The following is a 24,438-nucleotide window of genomic DNA, read 5'->3' as shown; positions in this document are numbered from 1 at the left end:
ACAATTCCCCTCTTTCTTAACTTTCGTAACGCAATCTGTTCAATAATGAAATCAGAACGTGTGCTCGAAGTGTATCCCCCACTTGACGATTGTCAAACGCTAACGTTTGCTTCGATACCATCACAGCCATTAAATCGGCTTCACGACGTGTAATCACATCTTCATCATACAATGTTTGAATTATCGAAACTGCATCCCGCTCATTGATTTCGTCTCCAATGACCTGAATTAACGTGTTCAACACAGCAACATCATCCATTAAGTTAACTTTTTCAATCCGAATATAGCCACCGCCACCTCGTTTGCTTTCAACGAGATAACCATTTTGAATGGTGAACCGGGTTTTAATAACGTAATTAATTTGAGATGGCACTACATCAAACAGGTCAGCAACTTCTGAACGTCTGATTTCTACGTGCTCAGAATCGGACAAAATATTTTTTAAATAGTTCTCAATCACATCTGAGATATTTTGGCCTTCCATAACTAACCTCCTGTATCTTTGACTAATGTTGACTAATATTATACAAACAAAATTCATAATTGCAAATGATTTAGCCTAAAATAACCGATGTTTATCGAAAATATATCAAACACAATAGTCACTGACTAAATTTGCACACATTCAGATAGATAAAAAATAGTTGAACCGATTTTATTCGGTCCAACTATTTTTGTATTTAAGTAGCGTTACATCAGTCAGCATACTTATTGAATTGTGTTCAATAAGTCTACGTCTTCCGTCTAGTTATGAATCATGAACATAAGAAGAACACTTATATCCATAATTCTAAACTATACTCAGTCGCAAACCGACTTATTTCACTACTTATTCTTCTGATGCATCATTTGTATCACGCTTATTTAACATCATATCAACAAGATATGCGATACCACCGAGAATAGCAGTAAAGACTGTTAAGAATGCGATTGCTAACCAGACGCTGTAGTCACCGCCATTGATTAGATTTTCGAAACCGTGAATTGCATGAGTCATTGGTAAGATATTTCCAACTGCTTGATAGAACCCTGAAAGCATAGCGTTAGGGAATACTTGACCAGTGATAATCACTTGAAGGAGTGACAACAATACTGCGAACAGTACGCCGACACGGCCAAAGATATGATAAAGCAACATGCAAATCAAGGTGAAGAAGATTGAAGTTAACAAGGTAAAGAGTGTTAAACCAACCCAGTTTGAAACAGTCACACCTAAAATACCGATTAAGGCATCTGCAATGATTGCTTGAACAACTGCCGTTACACCAATTGCGAGCAATGGTTCTTGTAATAAGCTAATCTTACGTTGTTTAGGTGTAAAGAGACCTAATTGGGTTACCACCGCACTTAGGAATAGCACAAGTGCTAATACTAATGGTGCAAAGGTATTCTTCAAATCTTGTGTATCACTATTAATGTCTTTTGTAGTTACTGGAGTAGCAAAATGATTTGTGTTCTTAGATGAATCACTAACTGGTGTTAATTGGCTAACACCATCTTGAAGTGCAGTATTCAACTTGTTAGTACCATTTCCAGCGGTGACCAAACCATCTTGAACTTGATGTGAACCATCAGCCAATTGTTTTGAGCCACTAGCTGCTTGATCAGTTGCATCAACAATCTGACCAGTACCTGAACGAAGTTGTGGACTTGCAGCAGTCAATTGTGAACCACCATCATTGATTTGCAATGCACCAGATAATAATTGTCCAACACCAGCAATTAAAGTTGGAGCAGAAGCTGATAATGTCTTATTACCGTCAGCAACTTGTTGAGCTCCTGAATTTAATTTGGCATTGTTGGCTACTAATTGATTTGCACCAGGAATAATCTTATTGGCTACGCCATCAAATAATTGTTCAATTCCACTGACAAGAGTTGGTGAACTATCATTTAATTGAGAATTACCATCAGAAAGTTGTGATGAACCATCAATTAATAAGTCCAAATTACTATCAATCACAGTATTGACATGCGATAGGCTCTCTTTCAATGTCTGTGTACTACCGGCGACTGAATTTAAATTATTAATTGTAGTATCACTCAACAGTGGATCAGTTTCATTAAATAATGTATCAGCTTCAGTCATAATCTTTTGAACTTGAGCTAACATCTGATTAGCATCATCCGTAGTCAATGTTGCGCCACTTAATTGATCACTGAACTTTTGTAAAGCTGTTGTTGATTGAGTTTTAACTAAATTAAATGCATTTGCGTTTATTGTAGCATCATTTCCAAGTTTTTTATTTGCCGTAGAATTAGCAGCCGAAGCAGCTTCTAAGGCTGTAGTGTCAGCACCAGACGCTTTCAATTTAGCAATTTCTGCATCTAATGTGGCTTGTGTCGAAGTTGCGGCCGTCTGATCAGAGCTAACTTGATCTTTCGACTTAACCATTCCTGAAACCATTGTCAATTGGCTTTGCAATGATGCAATTTGCGACTTAGCTGATGAGATTTGATCCAACAATGGAGCTAAACTTTGCAACGTTCCCATTGCAGTCTTCATGCTTGCCATGTCAGTTTTTAATTGCGCTGTGTCAACTTGAGATTGTTTCATTACCTTGGTCATATCAGAAACACTAGCAATAATTGAATCATTGGCTGAAATTCCTGATTGAAGTTGTGCAAAAGCATTATCAACTCCAACTTCATCAGCAGTTCCACCTGGTTTACCATTCTTCAATTGTGAGATACCAACGTTCAAACTCTTGGCACCATCAGACAATTTTTGAGTTGAAGTCGTCAAACTCTTGTCTGGATTACCATTACCAGTTACACCATCCAACAACTGTTGAATACCAGGTAATAACGTTCCACTCAATCCAGATTGAAGAGTTGAAACTCCATCAGTGTACGTTTTAACACCAGATGCAACCTGTTGTGAGCCATCTGCTAATTGTGCAGTTCCACTAATCAGTGGTTGTGCCTTGGCAGAGAGTTCTTGAATACCAGCTAACATTTTAGCGTTGGCTGAGGCTAAGGTATCAACACCTGTTGTATAAGTGTTAACGCCGTCATCAAGTGTTTGTGCACCTGACTTAAATTCAACCATTTTTGAAGCTAATAAATCGAGGTTACGGACAATTTGGATGTTTCCATCTTGTAGTTGCACCATACCATCGTCTAATTGTTGAGTTCCAGCTGCGGCTTGTTTTGTCCCAGTCGATAATTTCTTAACTCCACTCAACAATGATTTACTATATGCTTCTTGTAAATCAGTCTTAACTTGGTTCGTTACTGTATCAGCAACCGTGGTAGACACCATTGATGACAAGTAGTTGTTCTTCTTTGACTTATAGACGTCGATGTTACTGATTTTTGGATTCTTTTCTAAGGCAGTTCCTGCGTTAGTTGAGAAATCCTTAGGTAGTTTAATTTCTAGATAAACATCTCCAGATTTCAACTTCTTCTGAGCTGTTTTCTCGTCCATAAACTCCCATTTAACTTGGTGGTCTTTCTTTAAAGTACTAACCACCTGTTCACCCATGTTAATCACTTCGCCATTACTTTCAATGGTCTTATCTTGATTAACAACGGCAACCGGAATGTTTTTAGTGGCATTTGTTTGTTCGTATTGAATAAAATTAAAGATTGCAATCAGCAAAGCTGCTGGAATCAAACAAGCAAGTACCACGTACGCAATCCGTTTACCACGGGCACTCCCGAAATTACTAAACATCTGATATCCTCCGTTCAAACTTAGAAACATTTCATAACCTTTTATTAATGTCATGAACCGTTTATTACTTTACCCGTTACCCCGGGTGAATGTCAACCCTTTACATCAGGACGCATTAGTGACTCGTTCTAATAGTTGCCACTATCAACAATTTGTCAGTCTTGATATCACTATGCTCGATAAATTCATAAAATCGACATAAAATACGAATAATAAATTCAAATTTATTTTGAATGTTTGGGAAAATGAGAGTTTTTTAATAATTGGACTATCGACGTCTGTCACTTTTCGGTATAATAGGAAACAACTTATACAATAGGAGAATCGCTATGAAAATTATCATCACAGTTGTCGGAAATGACAAAGTCGGAATCGTGGCTGCTGTTAGCCAAAAATTGTCAGAACTACAAGTTAATATCATCGATATGTCTCAAACCTTGATGCACGGCAGTTTCACCATGATGCTGATGGGCGAATTAAACGCGGAAGCAGATTTTGCTTCTATTAAAAAGGAATTATCCACTGTCGGGGAACAAATTGGTGTTTCAATTCACGTTGAAAACCAAGAACTCTTTGACGCAATGCAAAATATTTAAGGAGTCTGTCCAATAATGGAAACCAAACAAATTCGCGATACCATCGCTATGATTGACGAACAACATTTAGATATCAGAACTATCACCATGGGTATCTCACTGCTTGATTGTATCGACAGTGATAGTCATAAAGCCTGTGAAAAGATTTACGATAAAATTACTCGTTGTGCTGAAAACTTGGTCCCTGTCGCTGAAGAATTAGAAAATGAATATGGTGTGCCAATTGTCAACAAACGGATTACCGTCACACCTATCTCATTAATCGCTGCGGCTGCCACTGATACAGACAGCTATGTTGAATATGCGGTCACCATGGAACGAGCTGCAGCCAGCCTAGGCGTAGACTTAATTGGTGGCTTTTCCGCCCTTGTTCAAAAAGGATATCAAAGTGGTGATCGAAAGCTGATTGCTTCAATTCCAGATGCGTTGATGGCTACTTCGAGAGTTTGTAGTTCAGTCAATGTCGGATCTACTAAAACTGGAATCAACATGGATGCCGTCGCTGAAGTTGGTGAAATGGTCAAAGCCTTAGCTGATAAGAGTCCATTAAAATGTATGAATTTTGTTGCTTTCGCCAACGCGGTTGAAGACAATCCATTCATGGCTGGTGGTTTCCACGGTGTTGGTGAGGCCGATTGCGTCATCAATGTCGGAATTAGTGGTCCAGGGGTTGTCAAACGTGCACTCGAAAAAGTCCGCGGTAAATCTTTTGATATTGTGTCAGAAACCATCAAAAAGACTGCCTTTAAAGTAACTCGCATTGGGCAACTGATTGGAACACAAGCATCTGAACGTCTGAATGTACCTTTCGGGATTGTTGATTTATCATTGGCACCGACTCCTGCTCCAGGCGATTCTGTTGCCGAAATTTTAGAAGAAATAGGACTTGAGAGTGTGGGTGCTCCAGGCACTACCGCTGGCCTCGCTATGCTAAATGATGCCGTTAAAAAAGGTGGAATCATGGCTTGTGAACACGTTGGTGGTTTATCAGGTGCCTTTATCCCTGTCTCTGAAGATGCTGGGATGATTAAAGCCGCCGAAAATGGCAACTTAAATATTGAAAAACTAGAAGCAATGACTGCAGTTTGTTCTGTTGGTTTGGATATGATTGCGGTCCCTGGTAAGACGACTGCATCCACAATCAGTGCCATTTTGGCTGACGAAGCAGCTATTGGTGTGATAAATAACAAAACGACTGCCATCCGGGTCATCCCCGTACCTGGCAAGGACGTTGGCGAAGAAATTGACTTTGGTGGCTTATTCGGCCGAGCACCTATTATGCGTGTTAATCAAAGTTCTCCTGCTGCCTTCATTGGTCGCGGTGGCCATATTCCTGCACCAATTCATTCATTTAAAAACTAGTGTGTGAGCATGAGCGGTCAGACATTGAGTATTAATAGAAAAGAATCATGATGGCTGCACTTTGCCATTATGATTTTTTTTAATTAAGTGAAATGTTTACTCTTGTGAACATGATTAAACTAGTGTGTGAACATAACCAGTGTACTTTTGAGTAACCCATTTTTTTAATTTTTCAATAGCTTGTTTAACTTGAAAACTACAAGTCACTTGTATATATTTGTATGTAAAAAAAGAACCAGCTGAGTCCATAGCCGAGTCCCTACCTAATATAGTGTCACTTTGTTGGAGTAGTCGTTTATACGACTACTTTATTTTTTAACACCTATTTAGAATTTTATCGATATAGTATTGACTTTTTAACTATTTCAGGCTATTATCTATTTAGAAATAATTCTAAATAGTTTGGATGAGGAGGTCATGGAATGTCATTAAACGAAACGTTGAAAGCCATCTCAGATCCTGTCCGTCGTCAAATTTTAGAAAGTCTAAAAAACCAAAGTCAATCTGCTGGTGAAATTGCTGCACAGTTTGACTTAAGCCAAGCAACGGTGTCTTACCACCTTAAACTACTGACCCAAGTTGGACTCATTACGAGTCGGAAAGAAAAAAACTGGATTTATTATGATTTAAACATCAGTGTCTTCGAGGAAATATTAGCCTGGATTTATAACTTTTCAAAAGGCCCTGAATCAAGCAACTCTGAGGGAGGTAAATAACATGAAAACAATCAAGCAACTAATCATCAGTGGCTTAATTATTTTAGTCCCAATGATATATGGAGTTTCTGTTTATTCCGAATTACCAACTAAAATGGCCACCCACTTTGGCATTGATAACACTCCTAATGGCTTTATGAGTCGTTCATTTTTCATTTTTGGTTTACCATTATTAATGCTGCTTGTTCAGATCCTTTGTACCTACACCATGGTATACGCAGCTAAAAATAAACCAGCCAGTCGTTTTCAAGAAGTTGTGGCTTGGGTTATTCCCGTCTTCACCGTCATTTTGTATCCAGCCACGATTCTTTACAATCTGGGTAATGAAATTGACTTCTGGCGACTCACCGTCACGATTGTGTCTCTGGTCTTCATCATCACCGGTAATTACCTTCCAACCTTCAATGGCGAACGAAAACAAGATAAACGTTGGCGTGGAGCACAGTTTCCGGTGGGACGAGTCTTATTTTACGGTGGCATTTTGTTATTAATCAGTATCTTTTTCAACCCAATTTTGTCAGTTGTTCTGATTGCCGCCATCATTATTGGCATTTTTGCAGTCATGTTAATTGCGAAACCGCATAAATAAGGATATTTAAAAAGTTGGACCAATCGGTTCAACTTTTTTTCATTTCTATAAGTGTTCAGCCACGTAGGTACCAAAGCCACTAGTACTTAGTGCTTTTGTTTCATCATCAGTAAAGTCTGCAGTCACGTGTCCACCGCTGATTGCATCAGCAATTCCACCACGAATTAACTTACCAACTTCTGGCCAGCCAATATAATCAAACATCATGGCCCCAGATAAAATAATCGAGGTTGGGTTCAATTTATTTTGACCAACGAATTGAGGGGCCGTGCCATGCGTAGCTTCAAAAATTGCATGTCCTGTTTGATAGTTAATATTGCCACCAGGGGCAATTCCAATCCCGCCTACTTGGGCCGCCAGGGCATCAGAGATATAATCACCGTTCAAATTTAAGGTAGCGACCACTTCAAAATGCTCAGGGTACAGCAACGTTTGTTGGAAAAAGTTATCCGTGATAATGTCATTGACCATCACTTTGCCAGCGGCTTTCGCAGTATCCCAAGCTTGATCAGCTGCGACTTTACCGTCTCGTTCTTTAATAGAATCGTACTGAGGTGTTGTAAAAGTTTGGTCAGCATAATCTGATTCGATTAGCTCATAGCCCCATTTTTTAAACCCACCTTCCGTTTTCTTCATGATGTTACCCTTATGAACCAACGACAGCGTATGTTTATTATTAGCCAAAGCATATTCCATTGCCGCTTTCACCAGGCGCTGAGAGCCCTCAATCGAGACCGGTTTAATTGCAAAAGCCACTGAATCGGGGAAACGGACCTTGTCAATTTGATTTTGATCCTTGAGCAATGCCTTGATTTGATCTGCTTCTGGTGTATGCACATCTGCTTCAATGCCCGCATAAATGTCTTCTGTATTTTCGCGGAATACATCAATGGCCACATTTTCCGGGTGCTTAACCGGCGAAGGCGTTCCAGGATAAAATTCAACTGGTCTAAAACAAGCATAGAGGTCCAATTTTTGGCGTAAAGTTACGTTAATTGAACGATGACCTACTCCAATCGGCGTCGTCAGCGGACCTTTAATACCAACTAAATATTCTTTTAAGGTTGCTAAAGTTTCATCTGGTAACCATTGACCAGTTTGTTTAAATGCCACTTCACCAGCTAAAATCGGCTTCCAGTTGACCGCTTTTTGCCCGGAAAAGGCCTTCTTTACAGCTTCATCAAAGACTTCTTGCGCCGCTCCCCAAATTTCTGAACCAATTCCGTCTCCTTCAATAAATGGAATCGTTGGATGATCTGGTGTTAATAACACACCATTTCTCATTTCAATTTTCTCGTCTGCCATGTTAAACTTCCTCACTTATGATTTAGTCGCACCAAAATCCACGACTTTTTTTGTCACGGATGCCGTATCTTGTGCTTTGATTGGGCCAGTGTAATGATGCATCTCACCAACATATTCTGATGATGGGCGAATTAATGTGCCATCCGTCTGTTGCTCAATAATATGTGCCATCCAGCCGGTGGTACGACAAGCGGCAAACATCATCGTAAAGGTCGAACTATCCAGGCCTAGGCAATGGTAAATCACGGCCGTGTAGTAATCGACATTGGGATATAATTTGGTTTTTTCAAACATATAATTAGCAATCTGTTCTTCCAAATCAAAATACACTGAATTATTCGTAGTTTGTGCCATTTTTTCAGCAATGCCACGCAAAATTTTAGCCCGTGGATCTCCATGCTTATAAATGCGATGGCCAAAGCCCATGATTTTTTTACCAGCGGCAATTTGTTTTTCAATGTAATCAATCGGTTTAATGCCTGTTTCGCGAATCTCCGCCAACATTTTGAAAACTTGTTCATTTGCTCCACCATGCAGTGGTCCTTTTAAAGCACAGACGGCAGCCGTCAAACAAGAATAATAGTCCGCTTGCGTTGAAGCGACTACCCGTGCGGTAAAAGTCGACGCATTAAATTCATGGTCAGCATGTAGCACCATCACCGTTGAAAACATTTTTACGTACTCTGGGCTTGGTCGCTGTCCAGTAAATAAATACATGAAGTTTTCGACGACACCCCAGTCTTCGTGAACTTCCATCAATTTTTGATTGTCACGTAACCGGATAATCGCAGCAATTGCGGTCAGCATTTTCGCCAAAATCACTGGTGGTTGATCCAAGCCATCCTCATTATGAGTCGTTCCCAACAATGAAACAGTCGTTCGTAAAATACTCATCGGATGCTGTGGTTCTTTAGCCACTTCTTTGATCAAACGAATCGTTTCATCTGGTAACTTCATTTCACTAACCAACAATTTCCGTAAGTCTTGGACTTGTTCAACGGTTGGAGTTTCTTGATGCCACAATAAATACACGACTTCTTCAAATGAAGCATCCTTCAGTTCTTGAATTGGATAACCACTATATGTTAACTTTGCGTCTTTTGTCGAGCTGATTTTGGTTTCTGAAATTACAACTCCTGCTAATCCTTTGGGTAGGTCCATATGCTCACCTCATATTTTCTATGTGTCTTCCTCTACGTCTTATTTTTTTGTGCAATTATTAACAAGTAAGAGTGCACCACGAGATTGTAGTGTGGTTACCTGAGATATGGTGTTCTAATCGAGGCTGGTTGCACTCTTTTCTTTTACAATTAATGGCAATATGCCACCATTTTCATAGTATTCCCAGTCTTTTGGTGTATCAAAGCGAAGTTTGGTATCAAATTCGACTTTTTTGGTATCTTTAGTGGCAATTACGTGGGCCGTCGTTTGATTAAGCTTGATATCAAATGTTTCGGTACCATCAAGTCCAAGACTTTCAGCCGTATCACCATTTTGATATTCAAGAGGAACAATTCCCATCATGACCAAATTAGAACGGTGAATTCGTTCAAAACTTTCGGCAATAATCGCCTTCACACCCAATAACTTAACCCCTTTGGCGGCCCAATCACGTGAAGAACCCATCCCGTAATCTTTACCAGCCAAAATCACTAATGGCGTTTGATCCTGTTTATACTGCATTGCTGCGTCAAAAATCGTCGTTTCTTGATTGGTTGGTAAATAACGGGTAAAACCACCCGTTTTATCCGGGACAAGTTGGTTACGTAAACGAATATTTGCTAACGTCCCACGCATCATGACATCATGGTGACCGCGACGTGAACCATATGAGTTAAATTCTTTGATTGACACTCCTTTACTAGCTAAATATTTACCAGCTGGCGTGGTTGAACCGATGAAACCTGCTGGAGAAATATGGTCAGTCGTGATGGAATCACCAAAGCTCGCCAGTGCACGCATATCATCGAATTCACTTGGTTGGCCTTCTTGTTGTTCAAAGAATGGTGGTGACGCAATGTAAGTTGATTGATCATCCCATTCATAAGTGACTGATGATGGTGCTTGTAAAGCGTTCCATGTTTCGTTCTGTTTTAAAATAGACGAATAATTATCTGAGAATTGTTCAGGCTTAATGTACTCGGTGGCGATTGCGTCGACATCTTCATCGGCTGGCCACAAATCAGTCAAATATACTGGCGTGCCATCTGTGCTAACACCAACTGGTTCAGTGGTAACGTCAATATCAAGCGTTCCCGCTAAAGCGTAAATCACTACTAGTGGAGGTGAAGCCAAATACGTATCTTTGACAAGCGGATTCACCCGCCCTTCAAAGTTCCGGTTACCACTTTCTACCGCCGCAATTGGATAAGGTCTGTCCACGACACTTTGTTGTAATTCTTCTAACAACTGGCCGGAATTACCGATACAAGTCGTACAACCATAACCAACTAAGTTAAAACCGATTGCATCGAGGGAATCTTGTAAGCCAGCCGCTTTCAAGTAGTCAGTTACTACCCGTGAACCAGGAGCAAAAGACGTCTTGACGTATGCGGGCACCTTTAGCCCAAATTCAACCGCTTTTTTAGCAATTAATGCCGCGGCAATTAGAACTTGTGGGTTTGAAGTATTAGTACAACTGGTAATGGCCGCAATGCCTAATGATCCTGGGCGAAGCGCAAAGTCTTGACCCGCAACTTGTACTGGATAGGCAGCCATGTCTCGCCGGTCCTCAAACTGTGCTGGTAAGTTCGCCAATTTCACAATATCTTGTGGACGACTAGGTCCAGCGACACTACTTTCTACGGTACTTAAATCTAATTCTTCAATTTCACTGTAATGTCGACTACTATCAGTGCTTTCGTCATAGAAGAAGTGGTTAGCTTGTGAATATTCTTCCACCAAATTAATCAACTCATCTGGGCGACTCGTCAATTTCAAATATTCTAGCGTTTGCTGATCAACCGGGAAGAAGCCACAGGTAGCCCCATATTCTGGTGCCATGTTCGCAATTGTTGCCCGATATGCCAGTGGTAAATGCGCCAAGCCGGAGCCATAATACTCCACAAATTTGCCCACCACTCCATGATTACGCAGTTGATTCGTCAACGTTAAGGCCAAATCAGTCGCCGTCACGCCTGGATTCAATTTGCCAGTTAACTTAACCCCAACGACACGTGGCATTGGCATAAATGATGTTTCGCCCAACATACTTGCTTCAGCTTCAATTCCGCCAACGCCCCAGCCCAGCACTCCCAGGCCATTAATCATGGTTGTATGCGAATCAGTACCGACCAAAGTATCTGGAAAAGCTTCGAGTTCGCCATTCTCATTTTCTTTGGTGCGAATGACTTGAGCTAATCGTTCCAAATTGACCTGATGAATAATTCCAGTATCAGGTGGAATCACGGTCAAATTATCAAAACTACCTTGCGCCCACTTCAAGAACTTATATCGTTCTTCATTACGTTCAAATTCTTTTTCAATATTATAGTCAAAGGCCAAGTCATCCCCAGAGCGGTCGACTTGTACCGAGTGGTCAATGACCAAATCAACGGGGACTTCGGGATTAATTTTTTGAACATCCCCACCTTGTTCTGCCAATGCATCACGCATGGCGGCCAAATCAACCAGTGCAGGCACCCCTGTAAAATCTTGTAGAATCACACGTTCAGGATTGTAGGATACGTCTTGGTCATGATGTTCATCCCAATTAACAAACGTCGTTAACGCCGCAATCTTTTCAGCATCATTACCGGCACGGCGTAAGGCCGCCTCTAACAACACTCGAATCGTATATGGCATTGATTCCACCGAAGCACCATGATCAGCTAAAAAAGCTGCGATATTTGCAAAATGATACGTTTTTCCATTAATCTCAAATGTCTTTTGTAACGAATCTGTCGCCAAATAATCCACCATCTTTCCCGAAATTTATGTATGAGTCGACAAGGTTACTAAGTCGTGTCACCCAATTATTAAAACTTTTTAATCTTATTTTAATTTTTTGTAACTAATAATACCCTAAATCGGAACTTGTGCATCGTCAAGCAAATTCAGGGTTTATTCGCCAATTGCATTGCAAAACAAAGTGGACAACCATCACAAACTTAATTTTATTAAGTCAATTTTTTTAATATTTGAGTTAATTGACAACTGACATGTTTATGTAAATTAGGACAAAAATATCTCATAATGTAGCAAAAAAATACTTCATCATTATCCGACGAATAATTAATGAAGTACTGAAATGTTAAGTTTTTTGACTACTACTATTTTCAATTAATAAGAAGGTAAAGACTGAACCGAGGACAATAATGTTTCCCACAATTGTCAGTCCAGTGATTGATTCACCGAGCAACAAAGTGGCCAGGATGGTGGCACCCACCGGCTCACCCAGCATACTCATCGAAATGGTCGTGGTATCAATGTAATTCAACAGATAATTGTAAATCACATGCGCTAAGGTTGGGACGACCGCCAACAACCAGAAGATTCCCCACTCTCTGGGTGCAAAGCCAGTCATCTGTTGTTGAGTGATCAAGTTAAAACAGTTCAGCGTGATGCCGGCTACTAAAAATACCACGAAACTATATAACCAGTGCGTTACCTTGAGCATCACTTGCTGACCGACCATCATATACGTCACCAACGCAATCATACACAATAACGACAGTCCATCCCCAATCATCGTCGCCACTCCATGGCCAAAGTCCCCCCATCCCACCAAGCAGATTCCAATCAAGGAGACCCCAATCGTCACCATCGACGCCAAATTTGTGCGCTTTCCAAACACCAAAAATTCCGCCACTAAAGCCACAATTGGTTGCAAGGCAATGATAATCATCGAGCTCGCAACCGTCGTCAGCTTCAATTATTCAAACCACAGCCCAAAATGACAACCCAATAAAATCCCGGCAAATATTAGCCGGCCCCATTCAGCTTTGCGTAACGTCAACAGCTCTTTACGATACCGATACGCAATTGGCAACAATAATAGGCTCGCAAAATACATCCGATACATACTAATCGTCGTCGCTGGTGCATTGGACCACTTCACAAAAATCGACGCAAAGGAAGTCGCGATAATTGAAATAATTAATAAAAAATTGGTTTTAGCTTTCATTTTTAATCCTTCAAATCGTTATTAATATCTAAAATCAAAGGTAAGTGATCCGAGTAATCTAAAAACTCCCTATTACCGATTTCTAAATGATACCCATCGTTTTCTGGTACATACGAATAATCAATATGATATGGTTGTAGCTCGTTTCGATGTAGGAAGAAAGTAGGCTGTGTTTCTTTCCCAAATTGTTCTCCAGTTTGTGTATGGTAAGCATATATGTGATTAACTCCGTTCATTAAGTGATTAAAAAAGCTATGAGTCCGTCGACCGTGCTTTTTGTCCCAAATAACACTACTATTGAAATCTCCAATAATTATTGTATCTTTAAGATTATTCATATGTAACTGAGTGTATGTGCATAAATCCTCTATATAACCATGTTTGGTCCAGACACATAATATTTTCTTATCTTGAAAACAGATTGGCAAGTAGTAATCCATATTGTAGTCATTCCAATCTTGTTTCGTAAACTTGTCTTTATTGGAATAAATCAATAATCCCTTGATATCACCATCCTGTTTTAAATACATAATGTTTTTATGGGTTTCTCGAAAGGTTGTAAATTTATCATTATTTATATCTCGGCACTCAGCTACGATACATAAATCTGCCGAAATCTCATCTAATTTTGAATACTTCTTTTGAAAACCATCATTGCAATTCCAAAATACGATTTTCATTTTAAATCACCCCGTTTTTTATCCAAACATAAAGAAGTCACCATTGCTAGTGACTTAGGTAAATTATATGATTCAGTTGGTATTACACAAGGGTTATTTTTGATTCAGTTGGCGATATTTAGTCATAAACTTCTTTGCCATTGCGGTAACCCCGGCATAATCGTCCGTGTCAGCTGGTTTCAACAAATTACCACCAGCACCTAATGCAACGACGCCGGCATTAATCCATTATTCCATATTGTCTAGGCTCACACCACCAGAAGGCATAATACTCAATTGTGGCATGGGTGCCATCACTGCTTTGACCATCGATGGTGAAGCTTCCGCCCCTAGAAACATCTTAACAATATCCACGCCGGCTTCCAGGGCAGTTTTTATTTCTGTAATAGTAAACGCACCTGCCAAGTAAGGAACTTGATACAAGTTAGCCATCTTCGCCGTTCCTTCATCAAACAAAGGGCTAACCAAAAACTGAGCACCATCATTAATGGCCAAACGTGCCGTCACAGGTTCTAGCACTGTCCCAGCCCCAATAACGACGTCGGTCTGCGCATACTTAGCGGCCAGTTGACTAATTACTTGATCCGCCTGTGGAACTGTAAAAGTCAGCTCAATTCCCTTAATTCCACCAGCAACTAACGCTTCAACCACTTTGATGGCCTTGTCTGCAGTCTCTGCTCCAACCACCGCGATAATACCTGTATATTTAATTTGACTTAATGTTTCAAATCTTTTCATCAGTTTATCTCCTCTTGTGTTTGACTAAGTAACTTAACTACGTGAACAGTATAAAGCAGTAATTCTTGCAAATAGATCAACTAAAGAAGACTACCTTGAAACTAAAAGTTACAACTGTATCATTAAATACTGTTACAATTATCTTGAGGTGAATGACAAATGGACACTAACGACTTAAAAATATTTACAACAACTTATGACAATCACTCTTTTTCAGCGGCATCTGAGAAACTTTTCATGTCGCCGCAAGGAGTCGCCAAAGCCATTAATCGGATAGAGGCGGATTTATCGGTGCAATTATTTATGCGCTCAAAAGCTGGCATTAAACCTACTGCATACTCCCATAATTTATATAATAAAGCGACCGAACTAGAGTTAATGTTTCAAAGTATCAACGCACCCACGGACGATACGCGACTCGCCAATGAGATTGTCAGTGTCTTTTCAACTTACGGATTCTTATCTTTTTTAGGTTTCAATTTCTTTCAAAGCTTTCAAGCGGACCATCCCGAGACAACTTTAAATTTGGTAGAATTCCCGGATTCGGCATTGCGAAATATGTTAAATGATCACCACGCCAACATTGGATTCATTAACGGTCCGATTGATTTAAAAAAATACGATGGTTTTTTTGTCGCCCGTAATCATTATCGCATTTTGGTCTCGCCAGACAATCCGTTATACCAACATCCATCTCTCACTTTTGCTGACTTGAATGGCCAAGCTCTCGGTATTAAAGGAAAAGAATATGATATCTACAATCGTCATTTGAATAAGTTGATCAATCGCCATACGGTCCCCGCCAGCTACTTTGAGACTTCTGAAGATACTTTTTTACTTGAATTTGTCGCACAAAATTTAGGTGTGGCAATTATTCCTGATTTCCAAGTCGAGTTACCACAATTCGCAGACTTTATCCAAGCCCACAATTTGGCATCCAAAGAGCTAACCGGGGTCGAATTTATGCGTGATATTTACTTCGTCCAAGTTCTCGATGCCACCCTGTCACCAGGTGAACAAGCTTTCCGTGATTTTGTACAAAAATTAGTTGCAAAAAATAATAGTTAACTTGAACTTATTTCTTTTGAATCGTAGCTGTAGTTCGGGTTACAATGAAAGTGGTCAATTGAATGACTATACTAAAAACACGAGGAGAATTAATATGTCAGATTTATACAATTTAGAGGGTAAAGTTGCGATTGTCACTGGAGCATCTTCTGGTTTAGGGGCAGATGCCGCTCGTGCCTATGCCAAAGCTGGTGCCGACGTCGCTTTATTTGCCCGTCGTGCAGAAAAACTTGAAGCCGTTGCCAAAGAAATTGAAGCCATGGGGCGCAAAGCTCTTCCGGTTTCAGTTGACGTTTCCAATGAACAACAAGTCAAAGATGGCGTGCAAAAAGTTGTTGATACATTTGGCAAAGTCGATATCTTATTAAATGACGCTGGGGTCGCAGTTCCTGGTGGTGTGGAAGATCTTACCGAAGAAGCCTGGGATCAAGGAATGGCCATCAATGTTAAGGGGCCTTTCTTAATGAGCAAGTACGTAGTTCCATTGATGCGTAAAGCTAAATACGGCAAGATAGTCAATATTGCATCAGTAAACGCCATTATTGCTGATAAAGTACCAGTATTATGGCGTCATAATTACAACGCTTCTAAAGATGGTGTCCGTGGTTTAACCCTTGGTATGGCCGCATCATATGCTCAAGATAATATTACGGTCAACTCAATTGGCCCTGGACTATTTGAAAGTGAAATGACAGAAAATACCTTGTTTAAAAATGAAGGTTTCTTAGCTGCCTACAACGCAACTACCCCGGCTTCACGTCCTGGTAAACGCGGTGAATTAAATGGCACTATTTTATTCTTTTCATCTGACGCTTCCAGTTATGTCACAGGACAATACGTTGCCGTTGATGGTGGTGCATCAATCGTTTAAATTAAATAATATGGTAAACAAAAGCAGCTAAACAATTAAGTTTAGCTGCTTTTTCGTATGCACCCAGTAGGAGTCGAACCTACAACCTTCTGATTCGTAGTCAGACACTCTATCCAGTTGCGCTATGGGTGCAAATTAGTAACAAAGCGGAAGACGGGATTCGAACCCGCGACCCCCACCATGGCAAGGTGATGTTCTACCACTGAACTACTTCCGCAAATGCTTTGTTATCGGCCATCCGACTTAAAGTATATTACGCTATAACTTCAATTCTGTCAATGCACCTTCACCATTTTGTTCGAATTTTGTGAATCGCCAGTGATAATGTCTTAAATAATTGGTAAACGAAAATGTCTCGATTTTATTAAGATTCTCTGGCATCATGTTTTTCACAAATTTACGATGAAAAATCAAAAAATTGCATCTAATAAAATGTAATTGATATTTATTTACGTATTTATATAGTGAGTGGCTAAAAACCGCTACCTAATACATTAGTGTCACATAGCAGACCTATACAACCAACTTTATATGTTAGGGGGTCTGAATGGTGAAAACTAAAGAAAGGTCACTTTGTGAATTGGACTATTTTAAATTGTTCAATGACACATGTCAGATGATTATCAACGTGGTCAAACGATAATCATCCTGATTACAGTGTTAAGAAGAGAGTATTGCACCCGGCGTTCAAATTCGGAGCAATAACGAAAAACAAAGCAAATTGTTTTGAATTTTAAAATGATTTGCTTTGTTTAAGTTAGGTGACGAAGTTGCTGGGTAAAACACGATTAAAAAAAATAAAGTAGCCGTTTAAACGGTTACTCAAGCAAAGTGACACTATATTAGGTAGGGAATCAGCTGTGCCATCAGCTGGTTCTCTTTTCACATACAAATATATACCAGTGACTTATAGTTTTCAAGCAAACCCAAGTTATTCAAAGAAAAGTGTGAATCGTCGGCGAAAATGTCTCGATTTCATTTAGACAAAAAATACTACTTCAACAAGAATCGACTTAAATCGTCACTTTATAAAAGAAAGCACACTCTCATTAAAATCTCATAATATAAGTCAAAATCTCAAGCAAACTTTATTATCCATTGAACTTTTCTCAACCAATTGAAGTATCTGCCATACCCGTGTAACATTGTCCCTACTCGATTAAGAGAAGAGGAGGACTAAATTATGAATACAGCACCTGCACCAAGAAGCGAACGAAAAATTGCGACTAATATTCTTAAAGGATCATTGGGAAACATGGTCGAATGGTTTGATTGGTACGTTTATGCTTCGTTCGCAATTTATTTTTCCGCAGCATTTTTCCCATCAGGGGATAAAACGGCTGAATTACTTTCCACAGCAGCAGTCTTTGCAATTGGATTTTTCATGCGCCCACTTGGCTCATTCATTTTTGGCCGGTTCGCCGATCGTCATGGTCGCCGTACGGCACTCACGTTATCAGTTATTATTATGGCCAGTGGTTCACTAGTAATTGCAATTACTCCAGGATATGCCACTATCGGCATCTGGGCACCAATTATTTTAGTCATTACCCGCTTGTTTCAAGGATTATCACTGGGTGGTGAATACGGGACTTCTGCCACCTACTTGTCTGAAATGGCATCCCCTAAAAAGCGTGGTTTTTATTCATCGTTTCAGTATGTCACATTAATATCTGGACAACTTTTGGCACTATTGGTTCAGATTGTCTTACAAAATGTACTCACCGATGCTCAAATATACCAATTTGGTTGGAGAATTCCGTTTGTGATTGGTTCCTTTGGCGCTTTAATTGTACTCTGGCTCCGGCTCACCATGGAAGAATCAGATCAATTTAATGACGTAAAGGCCAAAAAAGAAAAGAAGGCCGGCACATTAAAATTACTCTTCCAATACCCTCGTCAATTCTTCACTGTCGTTGGGTTAACCTTTGGCGGTACGATTGCCTTCTATGCTTATACGACCTATCTTCAAAAATTTATGATTAACACGACCGGATTAGACAAAAAGGTGGTTACCTTAATTAACTTTTCTGCCTTACTCATTATGTTAATCTTACAACCTATTTTTGGCGCATTGTCAGATAAAATTGGTCGTAAACCGTTACTCCTTTGGTTTGGGGTTGGTGGCACCGTCTTTACCGTCCCAATTTTTAAACTTCTATCAAATACGAATTCAAACTTTGTCGCTTTCCTATTGATGTTGGCCGGGGTCGTGATTGTTTCTGGCTATACTTCTATCAATGCAATTGTGAAGGCCGAACTATTCCCAACTGAAATTCGAGCACTTGGCGTTGGTTTCCCCTATGGACTCACAGTAGCCATCTTCGGTGGAACGGTTGAATACGTGGCTCTGTGGTTACGTCAAGCTAGCCTTGAATCGCTATTCTTCTATTACGTCGCTGCGGCGGCACTGGTTTCATTGATTGTTTACTGGAGAATGCTCGAAACTTCAGAATCATCACACATTGATAAACCAGTTGAAAACACAACACCAGAGGTTCATTAATCCAAAAAACGATACCATCAAATTTAAATGATGATATCGTTTTTTACAGTTTAATAATACCTAATTTCTTGGCTTTAGCGACCGCTTCTGCACGGGTTTCAACCTGTAATTTGCTATAAACTGACGTTAAATGAACCTTAATTGTTCGTTCACTGAGATGCATTTGATTGGCAATTTCTTGATTATGCAAGCCTTGAGCGACTTGATTCAAAACTTCAAATTCACGGTCAGTTAATGTGATTTGTTCTTCAGCCGTTGCAGTCGGTGACAAAGCTTTCGCAATAATATTAGGATCTAAACTCACCTGATTATTGACGGCGCCACGAATTGCACTCGTGATTAACTCCTCATCTGAATCTTTCAAGAGAAAGCCTTTAGCTCCGAGTTTGAGCGCCTCTTGAATTGGCCCCTGGTCATCAAAGGTAGTTAACATCACTACCGGTACCGAGTTGCCTATTCGTTTAAGTTCAGTCAACATTTGAATGCCGTCCATCTCTGGCATGCGAATATCGGACAACATTAACCACACTGGTAACATCCAAAGTTCCACCAAGTGAGATGGCCCGTTCTTGCATCCCCTGCATTCCGTAGTGTCCCTTCAGATTAGGTTTTTCCAAACTAAAACCTGCACCAAAATCAATAATTTGGAGGACGAACATTGCATCCTTAATATCTGACCGAATAATTACTTCCTTAGCATCAGTGTGTTTCTCTACATTGTTCAAGGCTTCCACTACAATTCGCACGATTTCAGTCATTTGTTCTTGTGAGTATTCGGGTACATCTTTCAAACTGTTTTGAATTTTAAGTTGATGTCCCTTTTGGAAAGCATCAAATAGCATCGCTAATCGATCTGAAAGGTTATCATATTGAATCGTGCACAGTTCAGACAATAATTCTCGCGATTCTTTCAGTGATGAGCGACTGGCCGCACTGGTTTCCGTCAAAATTTCTCGGACTGCCGTCAAATTACCTTTGTCCATGTTCTTCACGGCAGCACTGAGTTGTAAACTAATCCCAGCTAATTCTTGAGTTAGCGTATCGTGTAAATTTCGAGCAACTCGTTGCCGTTCGGCCTTAACCGTCACTTCTTCAATTTGCGAATAGGCCACTTTTAATTCATCCACTAAATCCTCAGCTCGGTTACGTTCCTCCACGGCTTTTTGATAAATCCGATAGAAATACCACGCCGCAATACCCATGAAAATGAGTGATTGCAACACCAGTAATCCTCGGATAGTACTCGACAACAGTGCATAACTGACAATTAATGCCGAGTAAATACAGATAATGCTAATCAAAATTTTCCGAGGTCGTGAGAAAATCACAATTGACTCAATCAGCAGAATTGTAAACAAGCCAATCATGTTGACAATGAAAATTCCGTTGACTAAAAAATTAAGGTTTTCGGTGCGACAGCCACAATGCGTGGGCTCAACCAAATCATCGTGAGTTGGTAAATGATACAGATACCCATCAACGTGGCTTGAATTGCCAATGAAAAATATGGTTTGCCTGGTAAGGCTGGGCCTAAAAAATCATTATCCGTCACCACTTGATTAACAAAGACCGCGGCAAACGAAAATACCAACATCACAATCAACATTGGTATTCTCACGCTTTTGATAGCTTTACTAGCACTACTTAATTGGTTTGTATCGTTCATTGACTGTCTCCCATTATTTCTGATTTGATTGTACAACAAACGATAACTAACTACTAGCTGAACTAGTCGGCACTCAAGGCATCAATTGGATTCAAACTTGCAGCGCGTCGAGCTGGCAATTAAGCGGCAATTAATGAAATGGCTAACGCTGAGATAAACGTGGTAACCACATTACCAAAGCTAATTTGCACAAAACTATAATCTGCTATTGAGCTGAGCATGAAGTTAATCCCGACTCCGAGTCCAAACGCTAACGCCGTGGCTAATGTGGCACTCACTACCCCGATAATCAGTGATTCACTGATGAATAAACGGCGAATATCACTCTTACTTTCACCTAAAGCTCGTAAAATTCCGATTTCTTTCGTCCGAGAACTAACTGACATAAACATCGTCACAATAATCATCAATGCTGACACGAGTAATGAAATTGCTGCAATTGCTGACAATACCATTGTTGCCAAGTTAACGTAAGTCTTGATGGTACTAATCATTGAGCCAATTGAAGTCGCTGTATATTCACGTTTGCCACTATCCTTCAATGTGTTGATTTTCTTCGTTGTTTTCGTCACATTGTTCAATTTGTTGATTTTAACGGCCACTGAAGCTGCACTCGTGTCAACGTTGCTAGCTTTCATCGCATCCGTTAAAGTTTTAGTGTTAATTGCCGTTAAGGAAGTCATCCCCATACTATTGGAAGCACTAGCAATTCCTGAAACTTTAGCTGTTGTTTTCACCGCTGCACTATTACCATCTTTGTCTGACGTGGTATATGAAACCTCAATCGTCTTGCCAACTAGACTCTTCCAATTCTTATTAATCTTCTTGGCCGATGCTTTATCGAGTAAAATCTCACCAGATCCTGGTTTAGAACCTTTAACAATAGACGAAGTGGAGCTGGTATTGGTCCAGTTTTTAAGGAAGAGACCACTGTTGATTTTGAACCAGATTGCAAAGTGACATTGGCTGCCGAATAACTTTTTTCAACCGTCGCCACATTTTTGACGTCCTTAATTTCCTTAATATCATCGTTACTCAAGGTTTTGACTTTCGTGGCTGCAGCCGAAGCAGATGGTCCAGCTGCATCGCCTGATGATTTACTATATTTTGATACCGATATCACCTGTGGACTGGCTAAATCCGTAACTTGCTTATCAATATAGCCAGAAATGCCATTCCCTAATCCAGAAAATAACATCACCGCAAACAACCCAACGGCAGTCCCAAAGACAATTAATGAATTGCGCCACCCGTTATATTTCAAATGTTTATAGGCTGTTTTGTAGCTCACCCAGGCTGGCAATAATCGTGAGGATTTCGTACTCACCTCATGACTGACCGGATAAGCGTCACGTAAATGAGTATCACCATCAATCTTTCCATCCACCATATGCACAATCCGTGTACCAGAATCTGCCACCGTTTGCGAGTGAGTGACCGCAATCACTAAGCGGCCTTCTTCAGCAATTTCATTTAAAATTTGTAGCACTTCTTGCGTGTTTTCAGCATCCAGGGCTCCGGTTGGTTCATCGGCAATGATTACTTTCGGATCACTGGCTAAAGCACGAGCAATTGCGACCCGTTGCTTTTGACCACCAGAAAGCTGATTAGGGAACTTATGAATCTGTTCCAGTAAACCAACCCTATCTAGTAATTCGGTTGCTTTCTGCTCGCGTTCACTTTTAGATAAGGTTGTCATATCCAATGGAATCAGCACATTATCTAAAATTGATAAGTGGTTAATTAAATTGTAGGCTTGGTAAATGTAACCGATAGTATCACGTCGATATGAATCTAGCGCTTTTTCATCACTGTGATTTAATTTTTGTCCGTTAACAATCACACTACCATCAAACTTACGGTCTAGCCCACCAATGATGTTCATCAACGTGGATTTTCCACCACCAGATTCGCCGAGAATGGAAACAAATTCTCTTAATTCAAATTTTAAGTCAATCCCCTTCAAAACCGGGAATTCTTCTTTACCTAAATAATACGATTTATGAATGTCTTGCAGTTCTAAATAACTCATTTAATTGTCCTCTTTAATTTAATATTTATTAACAAGGACTACTATAAAGAACCTATTGACTCTGCACATCGTCCCTCTAGGCAAACTTTGACTGCCTAGTTGGGCAATGTAGATTCTATGGTATAATCAGTTCTAATCTACTAACTAGAAGGAATTAAATCTATGAATGATATATTTCGTTATCAGCAACTTTTCCAACGAGTTGCATTTTTTTTGCTAATAATTATGGCGATTTTTGGTAATCTGCCCTTATTCATTGTCGCTAGTATCATGATTGCACTATTTTTAACACTCAAAGTTTGTATCACCACTCGCTATCCAACTAATCTGAAAGTAATTCTTTCATTTGGTTACATTGCGGTGATGGTAGTTCAAATTGTATTTATCGCTAATGCCAACGTTGATCAATACTTCTTCACTAGAATCATCGCAGCTATCTTATTGCCACTCCCATTTTTACTAGAGTGGGCGGTCATGCGAAAAAATGATGATATATTTTATTTACCATCACTCGGTGAACTAGCAACAATTAGTTTTGAACCATTTAAAGAAAATCTACAAGCCATTCATGAACAAGTTTCAAGTGTTGGCCATGTGCTGTCAGGCAACAATATTAAAGCATTGTTTAGTGATTTACACCGTCATAATTCACTCAATTACATTAATGAACGTTCGCTCGATACCGATTTCTTCGCCCGGGCCGAACAATCCTTAGATGATCCGAACTTGTATATCGTGGTTTCCAATACTGGTACTCCCGCCAGTCAATTGATTGGATTATTTACCCAAAAGCAATTTAACCATGCCAGCCTCAGCTTTGACCGTGAATTGTCGACCATTATTTCGTACAACGGTGGTGAACGGGTTTATCCACCTGGATTAAATCCTGAAATGTTATCATCACTTCACAAAAATGATGACGCAAGTATTTTAATCTACCGCCTTCCTGTCACCCGAGCACAAAAAGAAATCGTATTGAACACGATTCGTGAAATCAATACGACTGGTAGTGCGTATAATATTCTCGGCTTAATTACTAAGCGTTCATTGCGTCGCAATATCATGTTTTGTTCGCAATTTGTTTACCGCATGTTAGAAATTGCCGACGTTGCTTACTTTGATAAAAAAGCCGGTGACGTTCGACCAACCGATTTTATCGAGCTCGATTATCATCGTCAACTAAACTATGTTGATGAAATTAAATTTTAATGGCTCATTGTCATCTACAGTCCATCGTAACCAACGCGATGGTCATTTTTTTGTCCAAAAAAAAAATGACCATCATAAAATAGTCAATTCCTTTAAAGGCGTAACATGCCGACTAGAGGATTCGAACCTCCGACCCCCTGTTTACAAGACAGGTGCTCTGCCAACTGAGCTAAGTCGGCAAATATGCGGATGAAGGGAATCGAACCCCCACATCTAAAAGATACAAGAACCTAAATCTTGCGCGTCTGCCAGTTCCGCCACATCCGCAAATGTGTATTAAATTGTAACTTTTCACT

At 39.9% G+C, this 24,438-nt stretch carries 19 protein-coding genes, 4 tRNA genes and 2 pseudogenes; 8 read left to right on the top strand and 17 right to left on the bottom strand.

Features of this window, described 5'->3' with window-relative positions; translation table 11 throughout:
* Positions 1–16 precede the first annotated feature (16 nt).
* Together FFM59_RS00210 and FFM59_RS00205 are read right to left on the bottom strand one after the other, a co-directional pair.
* On the bottom strand, positions 17–484 hold the full coding sequence (locus FFM59_RS00210) for a CtsR family transcriptional regulator (protein WP_137601054.1): 468 nt from the start codon (positions 482–484) through the stop codon (positions 17–19).
* 345 nt (positions 485–829) lie between these two features.
* Positions 830–3,679, bottom strand: a complete 2,850-nt coding sequence (locus FFM59_RS00205; protein ID WP_170175883.1) for a YhgE/Pip domain-containing protein — start codon at positions 3,677–3,679, stop codon at positions 830–832.
* Positions 3,680–4,008: 329 nt separating this feature from the next.
* Between FFM59_RS00205 and FFM59_RS00200 the strand changes: the two genes are divergently transcribed.
* The 4 genes from FFM59_RS00200 to FFM59_RS00185 all read left to right on the top strand — a co-directional run bounded on the left by FFM59_RS00200 (position 4,009) and on the right by FFM59_RS00185 (position 6,942).
* On the top strand, positions 4,009–4,275 hold the full coding sequence (locus FFM59_RS00200; protein WP_137601052.1) for an ACT domain-containing protein: 267 nt from the start codon (positions 4,009–4,011) through the stop codon (positions 4,273–4,275).
* Between the two features lie 15 nt (positions 4,276–4,290).
* Entirely contained in the window at positions 4,291–5,637 is a 1,347-nt protein-coding gene (locus FFM59_RS00195; RefSeq protein ID WP_137601051.1) for a PFL family protein, read from the top strand.
* A gap of 422 nt (positions 5,638–6,059) precedes the next feature.
* Positions 6,060–6,353, top strand: coding sequence for an autorepressor SdpR family transcription factor (locus tag FFM59_RS00190; protein WP_137601050.1), 294 nt, complete (start codon positions 6,060–6,062; stop codon positions 6,351–6,353).
* 1 nt (position 6,354) lies between these two features.
* On the top strand, positions 6,355–6,942 hold the full coding sequence (locus FFM59_RS00185; protein WP_137601049.1) for a DUF1648 domain-containing protein: 588 nt from the start codon (positions 6,355–6,357) through the stop codon (positions 6,940–6,942).
* Positions 6,943–6,987: 45 nt separating this feature from the next.
* Here the strand turns inward: FFM59_RS00185 and icd are convergent, their stop codons facing one another.
* The 7 genes and pseudogenes from icd to FFM59_RS00155 all read right to left on the bottom strand — a co-directional run bounded on the left by icd (position 6,988) and on the right by FFM59_RS00155 (position 14,790).
* Positions 6,988–8,247 (bottom strand): NADP-dependent isocitrate dehydrogenase, encoded by a 1,260-nt coding sequence (gene icd, locus FFM59_RS00180; RefSeq protein WP_137601048.1) that lies wholly within the window; start codon positions 8,245–8,247, stop codon positions 6,988–6,990.
* Between the two features lie 15 nt (positions 8,248–8,262).
* Positions 8,263–9,408, bottom strand: a complete 1,146-nt coding sequence (locus FFM59_RS00175; protein ID WP_137601047.1) for a citrate/2-methylcitrate synthase — start codon at positions 9,406–9,408, stop codon at positions 8,263–8,265.
* A gap of 114 nt (positions 9,409–9,522) precedes the next feature.
* Positions 9,523–12,168 (bottom strand): aconitate hydratase AcnA, encoded by a 2,646-nt coding sequence (gene acnA, locus FFM59_RS00170; protein WP_137601046.1) that lies wholly within the window; start codon positions 12,166–12,168, stop codon positions 9,523–9,525.
* A 331-nt stretch (positions 12,169–12,499) separates the two neighbouring features.
* On the bottom strand, positions 12,500–13,093 hold the full coding sequence (locus FFM59_RS00165) for a DMT family transporter (RefSeq protein ID WP_225420257.1): 594 nt from the start codon (positions 13,091–13,093) through the stop codon (positions 12,500–12,502).
* Positions 13,094–13,120: 27 nt separating this feature from the next.
* The gene (locus FFM59_RS10105; RefSeq protein WP_225420256.1) at positions 13,121–13,372 is read right to left on the bottom strand and encodes an EamA family transporter; all 252 of its coding nucleotides are present in this window, start codon (positions 13,370–13,372) and stop codon (positions 13,121–13,123) included.
* A 2-nt stretch (positions 13,373–13,374) separates the two neighbouring features.
* Entirely contained in the window at positions 13,375–14,052 is a 678-nt protein-coding gene (locus FFM59_RS00160) for a hypothetical protein (RefSeq protein ID WP_137601045.1), read from the bottom strand.
* A gap of 93 nt (positions 14,053–14,145) precedes the next feature.
* Positions 14,146–14,790: pseudogene (locus FFM59_RS00155) on the bottom strand (bifunctional 2-keto-4-hydroxyglutarate aldolase/2-keto-3-deoxy-6-phosphogluconate aldolase).
* 159 nt (positions 14,791–14,949) lie between these two features.
* Here FFM59_RS00155 and FFM59_RS00150 point away from each other — a divergent pair.
* Together FFM59_RS00150 and FFM59_RS00145 are read left to right on the top strand one after the other, a co-directional pair.
* Positions 14,950–15,858 carry a LysR family transcriptional regulator gene (locus FFM59_RS00150; protein ID WP_137601044.1) on the top strand — a complete coding sequence of 303 codons (909 nt, stop codon included), beginning with the start codon at positions 14,950–14,952 and terminating at the stop codon, positions 15,856–15,858.
* A 94-nt stretch (positions 15,859–15,952) separates the two neighbouring features.
* Positions 15,953–16,729: an SDR family NAD(P)-dependent oxidoreductase gene (locus tag FFM59_RS00145; RefSeq protein WP_137601043.1), complete on the top strand. Its 777-nt coding sequence runs from the start codon at positions 15,953–15,955 to the stop codon at positions 16,727–16,729.
* Between the two features lie 58 nt (positions 16,730–16,787).
* Here the strand turns inward: FFM59_RS00145 and FFM59_RS00140 are convergent.
* Together FFM59_RS00140 and FFM59_RS00135 are read right to left on the bottom strand one after the other, a co-directional pair.
* A tRNA-Arg gene (locus tag FFM59_RS00140) sits at positions 16,788–16,861 on the bottom strand.
* 13 nt (positions 16,862–16,874) lie between these two features.
* Positions 16,875–16,946: transfer RNA gene (locus FFM59_RS00135), tRNA-Gly, on the bottom strand.
* Between the two features lie 966 nt (positions 16,947–17,912).
* Between FFM59_RS00135 and FFM59_RS00130 the strand changes: the two genes are divergently transcribed.
* Positions 17,913–19,235: an MFS transporter gene (locus FFM59_RS00130; protein ID WP_137601042.1), complete on the top strand. Its 1,323-nt coding sequence runs from the start codon at positions 17,913–17,915 to the stop codon at positions 19,233–19,235.
* A gap of 43 nt (positions 19,236–19,278) precedes the next feature.
* Here FFM59_RS00130 and FFM59_RS00125 read toward each other — a convergent pair whose 3' ends face one another.
* From FFM59_RS00125 to FFM59_RS00110, 4 genes and pseudogenes are all read right to left on the bottom strand, one after another.
* The gene (locus tag FFM59_RS00125) at positions 19,279–19,773 is read right to left on the bottom strand and encodes a response regulator transcription factor (protein WP_137601041.1); all 495 of its coding nucleotides are present in this window, start codon (positions 19,771–19,773) and stop codon (positions 19,279–19,281) included.
* Positions 19,703–20,602: a sensor histidine kinase gene (locus FFM59_RS00120; RefSeq protein WP_137601040.1), complete on the bottom strand. Its 900-nt coding sequence runs from the start codon at positions 20,600–20,602 to the stop codon at positions 19,703–19,705. The genes FFM59_RS00125 and FFM59_RS00120 overlap by 71 nt, the downstream gene beginning before the upstream one ends.
* A gap of 23 nt (positions 20,603–20,625) precedes the next feature.
* Entirely contained in the window at positions 20,626–20,901 is a 276-nt protein-coding gene (locus FFM59_RS00115) for a hypothetical protein (protein ID WP_137601039.1), read from the bottom strand.
* Between the two features lie 119 nt (positions 20,902–21,020).
* Positions 21,021–22,933 (bottom strand): annotated as a pseudogene (locus FFM59_RS00110) (ABC transporter ATP-binding protein/permease).
* Between the two features lie 162 nt (positions 22,934–23,095).
* Here FFM59_RS00110 and FFM59_RS00105 point away from each other — a divergent pair.
* On the top strand, positions 23,096–24,142 hold the full coding sequence (locus tag FFM59_RS00105) for a hypothetical protein (RefSeq protein WP_137601038.1): 1,047 nt from the start codon (positions 23,096–23,098) through the stop codon (positions 24,140–24,142).
* 106 nt (positions 24,143–24,248) lie between these two features.
* On the opposite strand, the gene FFM59_RS00100 is transcribed toward FFM59_RS00105, so the two are convergent.
* Together FFM59_RS00100 and FFM59_RS00095 are read right to left on the bottom strand one after the other, a co-directional pair.
* Positions 24,249–24,321, bottom strand: a tRNA-Thr gene (locus FFM59_RS00100).
* A gap of 5 nt (positions 24,322–24,326) precedes the next feature.
* Positions 24,327–24,409: transfer RNA gene (locus FFM59_RS00095), tRNA-Leu, on the bottom strand.
* Positions 24,410–24,438: the final 29 nt, after the last annotated feature.

Source organism: Paucilactobacillus nenjiangensis (genome assembly GCF_005405445.1).
Classification (GTDB): domain Bacteria; phylum Bacillota; class Bacilli; order Lactobacillales; family Lactobacillaceae; genus Paucilactobacillus; species Paucilactobacillus nenjiangensis.
The sequence above is the reverse complement of the archived record's forward strand: the minus strand, read 5'-3'. Positions and strand labels throughout refer to the sequence as shown.

Excerpts from the sequence above, each read along its gene's own strand:
- FFM59_RS00210 (WP_137601054.1), bottom strand. The coding sequence starts at position 484 with ATGGAAGGCCAAAATATCTCAGATGTGATTGAGAACTATTTAAAAAAT.
- FFM59_RS00205 (WP_170175883.1), bottom strand. The coding sequence starts at position 3,679 with ATGTTTAGTAATTTCGGGAGTGCCCGTGGTAAACGGATTGCGTACGTG.
- FFM59_RS00200 (WP_137601052.1), top strand. The coding sequence starts at position 4,009 with ATGAAAATTATCATCACAGTTGTCGGAAATGACAAAGTCGGAATCGTG.
- FFM59_RS00195 (WP_137601051.1), top strand. The coding sequence starts at position 4,291 with ATGGAAACCAAACAAATTCGCGATACCATCGCTATGATTGACGAACAA.
- FFM59_RS00190 (WP_137601050.1), top strand. The coding sequence starts at position 6,060 with ATGTCATTAAACGAAACGTTGAAAGCCATCTCAGATCCTGTCCGTCGT.
- FFM59_RS00185 (WP_137601049.1), top strand. The coding sequence starts at position 6,355 with ATGAAAACAATCAAGCAACTAATCATCAGTGGCTTAATTATTTTAGTC.
- icd (WP_137601048.1), bottom strand. The coding sequence starts at position 8,247 with ATGGCAGACGAGAAAATTGAAATGAGAAATGGTGTGTTATTAACACCA.
- FFM59_RS00175 (WP_137601047.1), bottom strand. The coding sequence starts at position 9,408 with ATGGACCTACCCAAAGGATTAGCAGGAGTTGTAATTTCAGAAACCAAA.
- acnA (WP_137601046.1), bottom strand. The coding sequence starts at position 12,168 with ATGGTGGATTATTTGGCGACAGATTCGTTACAAAAGACATTTGAGATT.
- FFM59_RS00165 (WP_225420257.1), bottom strand. The coding sequence starts at position 13,093 with ATGATTATCATTGCCTTGCAACCAATTGTGGCTTTAGTGGCGGAATTT.
- FFM59_RS10105 (WP_225420256.1), bottom strand. The coding sequence starts at position 13,372 with ATGAAAGCTAAAACCAATTTTTTATTAATTATTTCAATTATCGCGACT.
- FFM59_RS00160 (WP_137601045.1), bottom strand. The coding sequence starts at position 14,052 with ATGAAAATCGTATTTTGGAATTGCAATGATGGTTTTCAAAAGAAGTAT.
- FFM59_RS00150 (WP_137601044.1), top strand. The coding sequence starts at position 14,950 with ATGGACACTAACGACTTAAAAATATTTACAACAACTTATGACAATCAC.
- FFM59_RS00145 (WP_137601043.1), top strand. The coding sequence starts at position 15,953 with ATGTCAGATTTATACAATTTAGAGGGTAAAGTTGCGATTGTCACTGGA.
- FFM59_RS00130 (WP_137601042.1), top strand. The coding sequence starts at position 17,913 with ATGAATACAGCACCTGCACCAAGAAGCGAACGAAAAATTGCGACTAAT.
- FFM59_RS00125 (WP_137601041.1), bottom strand. The coding sequence starts at position 19,773 with ATGTTACCAGTGTGGTTAATGTTGTCCGATATTCGCATGCCAGAGATG.
- FFM59_RS00120 (WP_137601040.1), bottom strand. The coding sequence starts at position 20,602 with ATGATTGGCTTGTTTACAATTCTGCTGATTGAGTCAATTGTGATTTTC.
- FFM59_RS00115 (WP_137601039.1), bottom strand. The coding sequence starts at position 20,901 with ATGAACGATACAAACCAATTAAGTAGTGCTAGTAAAGCTATCAAAAGC.
- FFM59_RS00105 (WP_137601038.1), top strand. The coding sequence starts at position 23,096 with ATGAATGATATATTTCGTTATCAGCAACTTTTCCAACGAGTTGCATTT.